The 12,424-nt window shown below is 63.7% G+C and carries 13 protein-coding genes; 5 read left to right on the top strand and 8 right to left on the bottom strand.

All coding sequences use genetic code 11. The features are described 5' to 3' along the window. Positions 1-114: 114 nt before the first annotated feature. The 6 genes from parC to G4G27_RS05125 all read right to left on the bottom strand — a co-directional run bounded on the left by parC (position 115) and on the right by G4G27_RS05125 (position 6,320). On the bottom strand, positions 115-2,373 hold the full coding sequence (parC, locus tag G4G27_RS05150) for a DNA topoisomerase IV subunit A (RefSeq protein WP_183112350.1): 2,259 nt from the start codon (positions 2,371-2,373) through the stop codon (positions 115-117). Positions 2,374-2,905: 532 nt separating this feature from the next. Further along, positions 2,906-3,538, bottom strand: coding sequence for a class I SAM-dependent methyltransferase (locus G4G27_RS05145; RefSeq protein WP_183112349.1), 633 nt, complete (start codon positions 3,536-3,538; stop codon positions 2,906-2,908). A gap of 81 nt (positions 3,539-3,619) precedes the next feature. After that, complete coding sequence (locus G4G27_RS05140; RefSeq protein ID WP_183112348.1) at positions 3,620-4,069, bottom strand: nuclear transport factor 2 family protein; 450 nt, start codon at positions 4,067-4,069, stop codon at positions 3,620-3,622. Between the two features lie 85 nt (positions 4,070-4,154). Beyond that, positions 4,155-4,754 (bottom strand): NAD(P)-binding domain-containing protein, encoded by a 600-nt coding sequence (locus G4G27_RS05135; protein WP_183112347.1) that lies wholly within the window; start codon positions 4,752-4,754, stop codon positions 4,155-4,157. Positions 4,755-4,785: 31 nt separating this feature from the next. Next, positions 4,786-5,538, bottom strand: a complete 753-nt coding sequence (locus G4G27_RS05130; protein WP_183112346.1) for a glucose 1-dehydrogenase — start codon at positions 5,536-5,538, stop codon at positions 4,786-4,788. A 47-nt stretch (positions 5,539-5,585) separates the two neighbouring features. Further along, on the bottom strand, positions 5,586-6,320 hold the full coding sequence (locus G4G27_RS05125; protein ID WP_183112345.1) for an SDR family oxidoreductase: 735 nt from the start codon (positions 6,318-6,320) through the stop codon (positions 5,586-5,588). Between the two features lie 227 nt (positions 6,321-6,547). Here G4G27_RS05125 and G4G27_RS05120 point away from each other — a divergent pair, with 227 nt between their 5' ends. Both G4G27_RS05120 and G4G27_RS05115 read left to right on the top strand, forming a co-directional pair. Then, the gene (locus G4G27_RS05120; RefSeq protein ID WP_183112344.1) at positions 6,548-7,444 is read left to right on the top strand and encodes a LysR family transcriptional regulator; all 897 of its coding nucleotides are present in this window, start codon (positions 6,548-6,550) and stop codon (positions 7,442-7,444) included. A gap of 294 nt (positions 7,445-7,738) precedes the next feature. Continuing rightward, positions 7,739-8,446 (top strand): hypothetical protein, encoded by a 708-nt coding sequence (locus tag G4G27_RS05115; protein ID WP_210275216.1) that lies wholly within the window; start codon positions 7,739-7,741, stop codon positions 8,444-8,446. Between the two features lie 67 nt (positions 8,447-8,513). Here G4G27_RS05115 and G4G27_RS05110 read toward each other — a convergent pair whose 3' ends face one another. Beyond that, complete coding sequence (locus G4G27_RS05110) at positions 8,514-9,440, bottom strand: LytTR family DNA-binding domain-containing protein (protein WP_244624561.1); 927 nt, start codon at positions 9,438-9,440, stop codon at positions 8,514-8,516. On the opposite strand from G4G27_RS05110, the gene G4G27_RS05105 reads away from it, so the two are divergent. Further along, positions 9,439-10,050: a DUF2306 domain-containing protein gene (locus G4G27_RS05105; RefSeq protein ID WP_183112342.1), complete on the top strand. Its 612-nt coding sequence runs from the start codon at positions 9,439-9,441 to the stop codon at positions 10,048-10,050. The genes G4G27_RS05110 and G4G27_RS05105 overlap by 2 nt on opposite strands. Before the next feature lie 67 nt (positions 10,051-10,117). On the opposite strand, the gene G4G27_RS05100 is transcribed toward G4G27_RS05105, so the two are convergent. Continuing rightward, positions 10,118-11,032, bottom strand: coding sequence for a LysR substrate-binding domain-containing protein (locus tag G4G27_RS05100; protein ID WP_183112341.1), 915 nt, complete (start codon positions 11,030-11,032; stop codon positions 10,118-10,120). Between the two features lie 20 nt (positions 11,033-11,052). On the opposite strand from G4G27_RS05100, the gene G4G27_RS05095 reads away from it, so the two are divergent. After that, positions 11,053-11,316 (top strand): hypothetical protein, encoded by a 264-nt coding sequence (locus G4G27_RS05095; protein WP_183112340.1) that lies wholly within the window; start codon positions 11,053-11,055, stop codon positions 11,314-11,316. Positions 11,317-11,451: 135 nt separating this feature from the next. Next, positions 11,452-12,378, top strand: a complete 927-nt coding sequence (locus G4G27_RS05090; RefSeq protein ID WP_183112339.1) for an alpha/beta hydrolase — start codon at positions 11,452-11,454, stop codon at positions 12,376-12,378. Positions 12,379-12,424 lie beyond the last annotated feature (46 nt).

Here is a 12,424-nt window from a genome sequence, read left to right as displayed (position 1 = left end):
TGGATCAGCGCCTAATCCAATTTCGTTAAGGCCCGCTGAAAATTGGCTCAATTACGCACGCGTTTTGGTGCTTTCGAGCAAGGCGGTGCCGCCACCGCCTTGCCCCAAAAGCTATTAAAAGCGATTGTCGCGCGGGAACCCGGTCGGCGGCATGCGGCCGGCCGCGCCACGCGCGGCGCGCCACGGCGCGAGATCGGTCTCGGTCCGTGTGCGACCAGTGTCGCCGCCCATCGGCCAGCTCAACCCGCTAGCGAACACGAAGGTGATCGCATCGGACAGGCCGCCGTCGCCGTAACGCTGCAACTGCACCCCCTGCCCGCGTGCCAGCTCGGCCAGTTCGGACAATGGGAAAACCAGCAAGCGGCGATTGTCGCCGATCGCGGCGACATAATCGGCATCTGGCGTCACCGGCCGGACGACTTTCAGCTTCGCGCCGATGCGAGGTGTGACAACCGTCTTTCCTTTTCGCGTCTCGGCGATCGTATCAGCGGTGCGGACGATGAATCCGCGGCCATCGGTCGCGGCGACAATCAGCTTTTCCGCCGCACTCGCCGGCAACAGGCCGACAATGCCGGTCTCGCCATCAAGGTCGATCATCAGCCGCACCGGTTCGCCGAAGCCTCGCCCACCGGGCAGCTTGTCGGCCGCGAGCGTGTAGAAGCGCCCGGTCTCGGCGGCGAGCAGGATCTTGTCGGTGGTCTGCGCCGGGAAGGCGAACATCGGACCATCGCCTTCCTTGAACTTCTGCGCAGCGATCGTCGCTTCGTCGGCATGGCCCTTCATCGCGCGGATCCAGCCGCGCTGCGACATGATCACGGTGATCGGCTCGCGCTCGATCATCGCCTCGAGCGGGATATCGCGCGCCGGCCCGGCCTCTTCGACGGTGGTGCGGCGCTTGCCGAGCAACGTCTCGGGGCCATAGCGCTCGCGCAGCTTGCCCATATCCTTCTTCAGCCGGGTGCGTTGCCGCGCGTCGCTGCCGAGCAGCAGTTCGAGGCCGGTCTTTTCCGCCTCGAGTCCCTCGCGCTCCTTGCGGATTTCCATCTCTTCCAGCTTACGCAAGCGCCGCAGCCGCATGTCGAGGATCGCCTCGGCCTGGCGATCGGTCAGGCCGAATTCGGCAATCATCACCGGCTTGGGCTCATCCTCGGTGCGGATGATCTCGATCACCCGGTCGAGGTTGAGATAGGCGATGAGATAGCCGTCGAGCAGTTCGACCCGGTCGCCGATCTTGCCCAGCCGATGCGCGGTACGGCGCTGCAGAACGATGAACTGATGCTCGACCCAGCCCTGCAGCGCCTCGCGCAGCGACATCACGCGCGGGGTGCGGCGCGAATCGAGCACATTGAGGTTGAGGCTGACGCGATTTTCCAGATCGCTCATCCGGAACAGGCTTTCCATCAGCATCTCGGGATCGACCGTGCGGCTGCGCGGTTCGATGACGATGCGGATCTCGCTGTCGGATTCATCGCGGATATCGGCGAGGATCGGCAGTTTCTTGTCGTTGATCAAGCCGGCGATCTGTTCGATCAGCTTGCCCTTGGCGATGCCGTACGGGATCTCGGTGATGATCGCGTTCCAGCCGCCGCCTTTTTCGCGCTCGATTATCCAGCGCGCGCGAACGCGGAAACCGCCGCGCCCGGTTGCATAGGATTCGGCGATCGAAGCGGCGCTGTCGACGACCAGGCCGCCAGTCGGGAAATCCGGACCCTTCACATGTTCCAGCACCTGCGCGTCGGTTGCGCCGGGCTGATCGATCAGCAGGATCGCGGCGTCGAACAGTTCGGCGGCGTTGTGCGGCGGGATGCTCGTCGCCATGCCGACCGCGATGCCGGCGGCGCCATTGGCGAGCAGATTGGGGAACAGGCCGGGAAAGAGCTCAGGCTCCTGCTCCTCGCCATTATAGGTCGGGCGGTAATCGACGGCATCCTCGTCCAGGCCGTCCATCATGTCGATCGCGACCTGAGTCAGCCGCGCCTCGGTATAGCGATAGGCGGCGGCGTTATCGCCGTCGATATTGCCGAAATTGCCCTGTCCGTCGACCAGCGGGTAGCGCATCGCGAAACTCTGCGCGAGGCGGACCATCGCGTCATAGACCGACTGGTCGCCATGCGGATGATATTTGCCGATCACGTCGCCGACGACGCGCGCGCATTTCTTGTAACCCTGGCTCGGATCGAGCTTGAGCAGCCGCATCGCCCATAACAGGCGGCGATGCACCGGCTTCAGCCCGTCGCGGACATCCGGCAAGGAGCGCGCGGTGATCGTCGACAGCGCATAGACGAGATAGCGATCGGAGAGCGCGCTATCGAAGGGCGCGTCGACGATTGCGTTGAAGGGGTCGGGAATGGTGTCGGTCACATCGATGGTCATTCCCTTGCCGATAGCAGCGCGGATCGGCGGTGGCGAGAGTGCAGCGACGGAGGGGTATCAGCGGGTTTGAGGTTGGCGCGCGGCTTCTCCATTGCTGATGAATAGCGGAGGCCGGAGCGTGGTTGAATCGTGCCGTGAGTGGGCGCGGGGCCGGGAGGAGAAGTATGGCGCGGGGGAGATATGGGACACCGGTTGTGTAGTATCCCCGGCGTGTCGTTCGCGCGTGAGGAAAATCGATCCGCTCAAGGGCAATGCGGAAGGATCGAGAGGGGCGACCGGGGAGATATGTTACACCCCTTTTGTAACATATCTCTAGCGTGAGCGGGAGTGGAGATTTAAAATATCGGCGCTAATTCAATAAGATAAACTTTATACCTGACAACCCATGGGCAAGGCGCCCCGCAGTGCGATACCATGGTACGGAGACGCGGGCGTAACGGAGGCAGGCCGTGCAAAAACCTGATCAGGAGATGGGGGCGTTACGCGCCGCTGCCTGGTAGGCCGGGCTACTGAAGGATGCGAGCCGGACCTGTCAGGACTTAACGAACCGATAGGCGAAGCGATCGGTCTGACCCTTGATCGAAGGATCGAACACCTTGATCGAGTGTTGATCGTCCTCGTCCACGAGCATGGTGCTTACCGCGTCCAGCACGAAGCCGGCCGCCTCGACCTCCTGGCGGACGGACGCGGGATCGATCCGATGCAGCGACTGGGTGTTCGTCGTGCCCGACCCCGCAGCGGCGGCGTGGTCAACGATGACGTAGCACCCACCAGGCTTCAGCCGCTCGTAGACGGCTCGATTGAAGTCGGCCGCGGTCGCGCCCTTGGCCTGGATAAGCGCGGTGTGAAGATCGTGGTAGAACAAGTGCAGCCACACGACATCCGCGGGCTGCATGGCTTCCGGCATCGCGACGAGATCCGCGGAGACGGCTTCGACATTCTCCAGGCCCGGCTCCCTCGCAAGCATTCGCATGAGGCCGACCGGATCGTTCTTGAAGTGGGCGACTTCGGCCGGCACGAAGCTGTAGACCCGACCTTCGGGTCCCACGACATCGGAGAACAGACGCGTCCAGTCGCCGTCGCCTGGGTAGACGTCGATGACGGTAGAGCCCACACCGACGCGTGCGAACCGGATCAACTCGGATTGCTTGGATTGGTCGTACATCGTGATCTCCGTTGCGGTTGGGCATTCGACTGGCGCGCGATGAGGCGGCGATCCGCCGCGCTTTCACCGTATTCGTAGGCCCTACGAGGCCCGTTGTGCGGCTCCGTTGTCGGTGGACGAGGGCGTCAGGTTCGTGTCTGTCTTGGAGGCCTGCGCCAATGCCTGGGTGTCGACATACTCCCGGATGTTGGTCAACTTGCCGTCTCGAACCGTGATGGCGAAGATCCAGTCGTCCTCGAACGTCTTGTTCGTGGCTTTGATCCTTCCCCTCGCAAAGCCAATGATTAGGACCCGGTCTCCCTGCGCTACGAACTCCCGGGGCTCGGTGGACGTTTCGATCGACTTGGATGCCGTCTCAAGCAACTCCGCCAGCCCCGCATGCCCGCGGTATGTTCCGGCCAGCGGCCAGTCTTCGCCCGGAATGATCCACTCCATGTCCTCGGCGACCAGCGCCAACAGACTCTCCCTGTCGCCGCTGCCGATCGCGACGAAGAAGTCCTTCACGGTCTGGATGTTCTTCTCAATGCTCATCGGATTTTCTCCATTTTGACGCGATCGGATCGCGCTCGATCCGATCGCGTGGGCTATGTCCACGGCCGGCGGAGACGCGTGTTCGTCAGTCGAACTCGACCAGGTCCTTGAAGATCAGGCGGCCCCAACTATTCCCGTGCGCCTGCACAAGCAGTCCGCCTTCCGACAGCCCGCCAAGCTTGATCGGCGCGAAGCCGAGATTCCCCGCGAGCTTCGCAATCTCCTCGGCGGCGGCGGCGTCGTCGCTCGCCAGGAACACGACTCGCCTGCCACCATGCACGGCCGGATCCTGGTCGAGAACTGCCGCGACCAGATGGTTGAAGCCCTTAACCAGCCTGCCGCCGGCGAAAGCCTGCGCGACGACCTTGGCGGAAGGCTGTCCGCCCAGTTCTTGCTCGGGAACGCCATAGGCGTTGGTCACATCGACGATGATCTTCCCCTCCCAGGACGGGAGCGCCTTCGCGACATCCGGGTGCGACTGGAAACGAACGGCCAGGAAGATGACGTCCGCCTTGATCGCGTCGGCGAGCGTCTTGGCGGTGACTTCGGGTCCGATCGCGGCCGTCTCGGACGCGAAGCTTTCCGGGTCGCGCGTGGTTGCAACGGATACGTTGATGCCGCTTCGGGCGAATGCCCTGGCGAGAGTCTGGCCGACTTCGCCGAAGCCGATGATTGCGTAACTCATATATTTTCTCCGATCTTGTGTATTGCCGGGGTCAGACCTGCGCCATGCCTCCATCGACGGCGAGATCCACGCCGGTGATGTATGAACTTTCATCGGAGGCGAGGAACGTGACGGCATCCGCGATTTCCTCTGGCTTGCCTCTGCGACCCATTGGGATTTGTGAGGCAAACTGGGCGGCCGCTTGCTTGGCTTGCTCAGGGGTAAGGCCCGTCGTTGTCTCCAAGGCTGGAGTCTCGGTTGGTCCGGGGCTCATTGAATTCACACGGATTTTTCGGTCTTTGAGCTCCAGTGTCCAAGCGCGCGCGAAGTTACGCACAGCCGCCTTGCTCGCGGCGTAGGCGCTGAACCCTGGCAGCCCCAACACGTTCGAGACCGAAGAGGTCAGGATGATCGAACCGCCGTCCCTGAACAGAGGAAGAGCCTTCTGAACCGTGAAGAACAGCCCCTTCACGTTCACGTCGAACGTCTGGTCAAAATGGGCCTCGGTAGCGACCGCGAGCGGTGCGATCGTCCCCGCGCCCGCGTTCGCGAAGAGAATGTCGATGTGACCATGTTTCTCTTTCACGATGGCGTAGAGCCGGTCCAGATCTTCCAGGCGCGACACGTCGCCCACGACCGTCGTGACGTTTTCCGTGATGAAGGCTGCGGCGTCCTTCAGCTCTTTCTCTCGCCGCCCGGTGATCACGACGTGCGCGCCTTCTTCCGCGAAGCGCTTGGCTGTGGCCAACCCGATCCCGCTGCTGCCGCCCGTGATGACGGCGACCTTGCCTTCTAGCTTTTTCATAGGTTTATCCTTCGTTGTGTGGGGGCCGGCATGAGACCGAGCTGTGGTCAGAGTTGTGCCAAGCCGCCGTCGACGGCGACTTCGCTGGCGGTCATAAAACTGCTGTCCGACGACGCGAGAAAAGCGGCCACGGCCCCGATTTCCGCCGGATCGGCCATGCGCTGGAGCGGCGTCATCGCGGCGAAGGCCTTTTGGCCTTCCGCGCCCAGCGCCTCTTTCGCGAGTTCGGTCGCCGTCGCGCCGGGCGACAGCACGTTGACCCGAATGCCGGTGCCCTTCAGGTCCTCCGCCCAGGTCCGCGCGAGATTGCGCACTGCCGCCTTGCTGGCGCTGTAGGCAGTGAATCCCGGCGCGCCCGTGGTGCCGGCGCTCGATCCGGTCAGGATGATCGAACCGCCCGGGCCCATCAGTGGCAAAGCCTTTTGGACAGTGAAGATCGTACCCTTCACGTTGGTGTCGAAGGTTTTGTCGATGTGCTCGGCAGTGATCTGGCCGAGCGCCAGGGGGCCTCCCGCCCCGGCATTGGCAAAGACGATGTCGAGGCTTCCGCGCTCGGCCTTCACCGCAGCGTAGAGCCGGTCGAGGTCGACTTCATCCGAGACGGAACCCTTCACCGCGCGGGCACTGGGCCCAAGCTCGGCCACAGCCGTGTCGAGCGATTCCTGCCGGCGGCCGAAGATGAAGACGAAGGCGCCTTCCTCGATAAATCGCTTTGCTGCGGCGAAGCCGATGCCGGTGGCGCCGCCTGTGACGACGGCGGTCTTTCCATTCAATCTCGTCATATCGTGCATCCTTCGTTGCGCCATCTTGGGTCTTTGGCAGCAGGGAGAGGTCCCCCAAGAGCCTCAAAATGGGTCCGCCGAAGTCAGGCGGTGAGTGCTGAATCGCGCACATCCGTGGTGCGAAAACGATCCAGACAGGAGATTGAACGCTGAGATTACGGCGCGCACGACGGCTCAAAGTGCTAGACGGCGCTTTGGAAGCGGGACTTGCGGCGCGGGAATGCACCATGATCGACTGGGATGACGTTCGTTATTTTCTAGCCGCCGCGCGCGGCGGCTCGGTGCGGGCCGCCGCCAAGCGCCTCGGCGTGAATCACGCGACCGTGCTGCGCCGCATCGCCCAGCTTGAGGAGCGCCTCGGAGCGCAGATGTTCGAAAAGCTGCCCTCGGGCTATCGCCTGACGGACGCGGGCGAGGAAGTCCTCGAGTTCGCGGAGCAGATGGAGGCGTCATCGCACCAGTTGGAGACGCGCGTCCTGGGGCGCGACCAGAGCGTGCGCGGGCTCCTGCGGGTGACGTTGACACCGATCCTTGCAACACATCTGCTCGTCCCGGACTTCGCCGATTTCGCGCGGCTGCATCCGGACATCGAGATGGACATCTTGACGTCCGGCGAGCTGGCCAACTTGACCAACCGGGAGGCCGACGTGGCGATCCGCGTCGTCTATGATCGCAAAACCCTGCCGCTCAACCTTCATGGCATGAAGGGACCGGAGCTGTTCGGTGGCGTCTATATATCCTGGGATCGGCTGGACGCGTGGCGTGCGGGCGCGCCTGATCCCATCCGGTGGATCGTCATAACCATGCATGGCATTCCGGAGTGGGCCGGCGAGGGTGAGGTTCGCACCACCGGGGTTCCCTTCAGGACCACGGACGCGGCGGCGCAGATCGTTGCTCTACGGCAAGGGCTCGGGATCGCGACGCTGCCATGCTTCGTCGGAGATGCCGACCCGCTACTTGCGAGGGTGCCAGGCACCGACCTGCACCTGTACGGAACGCTCTGGATTCTCACCCAGGGTGAGACACGCAAGACGAAACGCGTGCGGCTCTTCACCGAGTTCGTGTCTCGCAAGCTAACCGCGCACGCGCCACTTCTCGCAGGGCTTTCAATATCGCGTGACTGACGTGCGACAGGTCGCCCTCAATGTTGGCAGCGGAAAGCCGGGCCTGCTGCAGCTTCTCAACATGCAACCGCTTTCGAGATTGTCGATGTGGCCGCTGAATTACCGACAATGACGCATAGCTGACGTTTCTTAGCGATGCCCAATGACACGTCGGATCCACCGCCGGGCTGGTAAGGTGTTGGCTCAGAGGCTAGCCTGGACCGTGACAGGACTTCCTCCAAGATGATACTCGCACTTCTCCTGCAAGCCGCCTCGCCTCTCCCGCCGTCCGTGACGCTGGGCGAGGCCACGGCGATGTCGCCGACCTCCCTTGCCGGTCGCTTGATGCCCGACCGCAAGCTTGGCCCGATCGTAGATGTCATATTCAACGGCCGGGGTGCGCTGACACCCCCAAGCAAAAGCCTCAATCGGCTCTGGCTGGTAGAGCAAATGGTGCCCTTCGACGCCAAGCTATGTCGGTCACACGTATTCGACATCGAGATGAAATCCGATCCTGACGCGAAGCCCTATGTCGACGCGGTGCCGACCCATCCTGTGAATATCGAGGAATATGATCGACTCTGGGTGCCCCCGACCGGCGTGGCGACCGCTGCAACATGTGCCACTGCTCCCGCGCAAGCATCAGGTTTCGAAACCGGGGGCCTCAGTCTGCAGCAAGCCGCCGCTCTGGTTGCACAGGCCCGCAATGCCTTTGCGCTCGCCTCCCGACCACGCAAGATCACCGTCAGGTGCAAGGGCCAGAAAGGTGCGTGCGGTTCGAATCCCAGGCAGACCTTAGCTTCAATTGACTGGAGCGCACTCGGCTCCGTCGAACAAGTAAACCCAAGAGGCGAACCCTATTATGTCGGCGACCGCAAACCCGCCGATGCGCCGTGGGGACCGGCACATGTTCAGTTCACCTTTCCTTACGCTGCCGCCGGGGCAACCTGGATGGTCACTGTGGATCGCAAGCCGGCAATAGCTGCCGCGCGTATGGACGCTCAATGGGCCATCTACGAATAGACCGTAGCGCAAGCCGTTAGGCGCTGCCGTACCCGCTGTTGCGATCGCAGCGGGGTCATCACAGCCACTATATCCAGCCGGCCTCCTTCAACACCGGAGCATAGGTTCGGCTCACCGGCACCATGACGCCGCCGACTAGGCGCATCTCCCCTGCGCCACGCCGCCAGCGCACGTCCTCCACCGCGTCAGCCGCTACCCACCATGAGCGGTGGACGCGCCAGCCATGGGCTCGCGTCAGTTCATCCAGCGCGTCGGCGAAACGAAGCGTGATAAGCTCCACGCCGGCGTCGGTATGGACCTTCAGGTAATGGTCATGCGCCTCGATCGCGATTAGCTGCGCCCCGCGACGTTTCGCGGAAAGCCGCCGCCGAAAGATTGCTTCGGTCTCGGGCAGCGGCGGGGCGATGACGGTTCGCGTCTCGACCCGCACAGGCAAGCGCCGCCAGGCCAGGGCCCGGACCACCATCACCGCCAGCAAGATTGGCCATACCTGCCAGAGCAGCCGCCGGTAGCCCAGCCAGCCGAACAGTCCGCCCATAAGGTAGTGCTCGGTGGTCATGACCAGCAGCGATACAGCCGGCGTCATCAGCACCGAGACCACCGCCACCCGCCGCCAGGTCGCGGCCATGTACCGGCTCAACAGCACGTCCGCCACGACCCCGATCAGCCCACCGCCGACGATGCAGATCATCCAGTAGACATAGCGCCCGACGATCGGCGCGCGCTCCGAAGCGAAGGGGCCGAGGAACCCCATCAGCAAGCCGATCGCGACCAGTATTGCGAGGTCGATCGCCCACCGTCGCGCAGTTGCCGCCCCGCCCTGCCCCCTTGCCTTATCGTCCATGCCGCCCCGTTCGCGCAATCCTGGCACCGTTCGCGAAGCAAGGCCTAGCGAGCCGCCGCCTGGCCGGCAACGACGTTCGGCGAGATCGCCAACAAGGATACGCCGCTTGACCACCACCGTCGCCACGCTCCCGACCAGGACCAGGACCATGTCCTGGCCCGCCCGCGCCGCCTGGATTCTGCTGACCATCCTCTGCCTGGGGATCGCGGCCTATTCAGCACGCTTCCTGCTGCACCCGCCGCAGACGCAGGCCCAGGCGTTGCACAACCCGTTCGGGGTTCCGTGGCTCTTCATTCATGTCGCCGGCGCGGTTACTGCGCTGGCGCTTGGCTCGCTGCAGTTCCTGCCCGCCTTGCGTCAAGGCTCGGGGCCACCGCACCGCTGGATTGGGCGAGTTTATGTGATCGGATGCCTGGTCGGTGGCACGGCGGGGCTGATCCTGGCATTTGGCTCGGCCGCAGGCCCGATCGCCTCGGCGGGCTTTGGCAGCCTCGCCGTCATCTGGATCGCGGTGACTCTGTTGGGCTGGCGCGCGGCCGTGCAGGGCCGCTTCGCCGAACACCGTCGCTGGATGATCCGCTCCTGGGCGCTCACTCTGGCCGCCGTCACGCTGCGGCTCTATTTGCCGCTGGTCATGGCCTTGGACCTGCAGTTTCTGCCTTGGTACCGCGCCATCTCGTTCCTCGCTTGGGTTCCGAACCTGATCGCGGCGGAGGCCTGGCTGCAACGCGCGGAGTCGCGCATCCAGATCCGTCCGTGACGTCCTGGAGAAAGAAGGCGCGCGGGTACGCAACGCGGACATGCGCAGTGCGCGCTCAGCGTACGAATCACCCCTTCGGCGGCAAGGCATCCAGCCCGCGGTCGCGCGCGATTTCGCTGACCAGCCAGTCGCGGAAGCGCCGGATCTTCGGCGCGTTACGACGATGCTCGGGATAGACCAGCCAATAGGCATAACCGCGCGTCGACGCCTGATCGGATAGCCGCACCAGCCGCCCCTCGGCGATATCGTTGCGCCAGAAGAATGGCGTGAGCATCGCCACGCCCTGCCCGGCCATGGCGGCATGGCCTTCATGCGCTTGCGAATCGAGCCGCACGCCGAGACGGGGCGGGCCTTGGGGAACATCGATGCCGGCTTCGCGCAACCATAGCGACCACCATGTATCCTGCGGGCTGATCTGTGGCAGCGACGTCAGATCGGCGGGAAGGATCTTGCCGCCATGCTGGGCGAGGAAATCCGGGCTGCACATCGGCGTGAAGTCGATCGGCAGCAGCAATTCCCGCGCAACGTCCGGCCATTCCCCCTGCCCAGTGCGGATCGCCACATCGACATCGCCCGATACGAAATCGTCCAACACGTCACTGGTCAGCAGCCGCACCGCCATGTCGGAATGCGCCATCTGAAACCCGCCCAGCCGCCATGCCAGCCAGGTATTGGCAAAGGTGTTGGTGGTGGACACGGTGAGCAGTGCCTCATCCTCCGCGCGGAGCGACCCGAATGCCGAATCGAGCGCGTCGAACGCGCGCACCACCTGCGGCGAAACGCGCCGTCCCGCATCGGTCAGCAGCACGCGTTTCTTTTCGCGACGGAACAGCGGCACGCCGAGCCGCTCCTCGAGCAATTTGATCTGATAACTGACCGCGGCCTGGGTCATGCCCAGTTCCGCCGCTGCGGCGGTGAAATTCTCGTGACGCGCCGCCGCCTCGAAGACGCGGACGGCGGCGAGCGGGGGAATGCGGCGCATGGCGACTTGATAAGGCTGGCTTGTCGATCCTGTCCAACGATTTGTTGGCGGACGGCCTGCTAGGCGAGCATATTCGCGTTGTCAGCATCCTCAAACAGACAAGGAGAAAGACAATGCGTGACGATTATCAGAGCGCCGCATGGGCCGACCATCATGGCGAACTCAGCGCTGCGGTCGATCGGTTATTTCATGCCATTGGTCATACGTTCAATCGGCTGAACGCCCAGCAGTTCGACGCGCCCTGGCGCCCTCGCTCGAAAACCAGGACGGCGGCCAGGCATTGATCGCGCGGCGCGGATGCCGGCCGTTTCCCTCGCGGCCGGCATATCGCACGACTTGCCTGAACAACCTCCTCATTCCGGGCTGAGCCAGCCCCGATAGGCTTTCGACAACAAGGTCAAGCAGGGCTAAGATGGCGCATGTTCAGGCTTGCTCTCGTCGCGCTTCTCGCGTTCACCCCGACCATGTCCAAAGCCGCCGAACCGAAGCTGCTGACCTGGCCCGACCTGACCGGTCGCCCTCAGCCCAAGCCCGATGCCACGATCGATTATGGCGCCGACCATCTGCAAAAGGTCGATGTCTGGCTTCCGGCCGGCGGTCGCCACGGTAAGAAAAAACATCCCACCGTGCTGATGGTCCATGGCGGATGCTGGACAACGAGCATCGCCGACCGCAGCCTGATGAACTGGATCGCCGACGATTTGCGCCGGGACGGAATCGCGGTGTGGAATATCGATTATCGCGGGATCGACCGTACGGGTGGCGGATACCCCGGCACCTTCCTCGACACTGCGGCGGCGGCGGACGCGCTGCGCACCAACGCGACCCACTTCCACCTCGACACGAAACATATCGTCGCGGTCGGACATTCGGCCGGTGGTCACCTCGCGCTATGGCTGGCCGCGCGCGCCAATTTGCCCCGGAACAGCCCGCTTCACACCAGCAAGCCGATCGCCATCGCCCATGTCATCAGCCTTGGCGGCCTGCCCGATCTCGAAGCGACCGCCGCCAGCCCCGACAATGGCTGCGGTACCGAGGTGATCGCGCGGTTGGTCGGCGTGCCCTCCCCCACGCGCAGTGACGTCTATGCCGATACGTCGGTCCCACGCCTGTTGCCGCTTGGCGTGCCGCAGGATCTGGTCAATGGCCGCGAGGACAGCATCATCCCGATCCGGCTCGGCACCGGATATGAAGAGCAGGCGAAGAAGGCCGGCGACAGAGCGACCCTGCACATCGTGCCGAATACCGGTCATGTTGAACTCGTTGCGCCAGAAACCGCCGCCTGGTCGGAAGCCAAACGCCTGATCCGTGCAGCACTCAAGATAAAGAGTGCGGCAAAGCGGTAGGTTTTCACGTTGACTTGATCTTCCATCAATGTGATGTTGTATCGAA

It is taken from the genome of Sphingomonas sp. So64.6b (assembly GCF_014171475.1).
Classification (GTDB): domain Bacteria; phylum Pseudomonadota; class Alphaproteobacteria; order Sphingomonadales; family Sphingomonadaceae; genus Sphingomonas; species Sphingomonas alpina_A.
The sequence above is the reverse complement of the archived record's forward strand: the minus strand, read 5'-3'. Positions and strand labels throughout refer to the sequence as shown.

What these genes read in the sequence shown, in the direction of transcription:
- parC (WP_183112350.1), bottom strand. Translation starts at nt 2,373, where the DNA reads ATGACCATCGATGTGACCGACACCATTCCCGACCCCTTCAACGCAATC.
- G4G27_RS05145 (WP_183112349.1), bottom strand. Translation starts at nt 3,538, where the DNA reads ATGTACGACCAATCCAAGCAATCCGAGTTGATCCGGTTCGCACGCGTC.
- G4G27_RS05140 (WP_183112348.1), bottom strand. Translation starts at nt 4,069, where the DNA reads ATGAGCATTGAGAAGAACATCCAGACCGTGAAGGACTTCTTCGTCGCG.
- G4G27_RS05135 (WP_183112347.1), bottom strand. Translation starts at nt 4,754, where the DNA reads ATGAGTTACGCAATCATCGGCTTCGGCGAAGTCGGCCAGACTCTCGCC.
- G4G27_RS05130 (WP_183112346.1), bottom strand. Translation starts at nt 5,538, where the DNA reads ATGAAAAAGCTAGAAGGCAAGGTCGCCGTCATCACGGGCGGCAGCAGC.
- G4G27_RS05125 (WP_183112345.1), bottom strand. Translation starts at nt 6,320, where the DNA reads ATGACGAGATTGAATGGAAAGACCGCCGTCGTCACAGGCGGCGCCACC.
- G4G27_RS05120 (WP_183112344.1), top strand. Translation starts at nt 6,548, where the DNA reads ATGATCGACTGGGATGACGTTCGTTATTTTCTAGCCGCCGCGCGCGGC.
- G4G27_RS05115 (WP_210275216.1), top strand. Translation starts at nt 7,739, where the DNA reads ATGTCGCCGACCTCCCTTGCCGGTCGCTTGATGCCCGACCGCAAGCTT.
- G4G27_RS05105 (WP_183112342.1), top strand. Translation starts at nt 9,439, where the DNA reads ATGTCCTGGCCCGCCCGCGCCGCCTGGATTCTGCTGACCATCCTCTGC.
- G4G27_RS05110 (WP_244624561.1), bottom strand. Translation starts at nt 9,440, where the DNA reads ATGGTCCTGGTCCTGGTCGGGAGCGTGGCGACGGTGGTGGTCAAGCGG.
- G4G27_RS05100 (WP_183112341.1), bottom strand. Translation starts at nt 11,032, where the DNA reads ATGCGCCGCATTCCCCCGCTCGCCGCCGTCCGCGTCTTCGAGGCGGCG.
- G4G27_RS05090 (WP_183112339.1), top strand. Translation starts at nt 11,452, where the DNA reads ATGTTCAGGCTTGCTCTCGTCGCGCTTCTCGCGTTCACCCCGACCATG.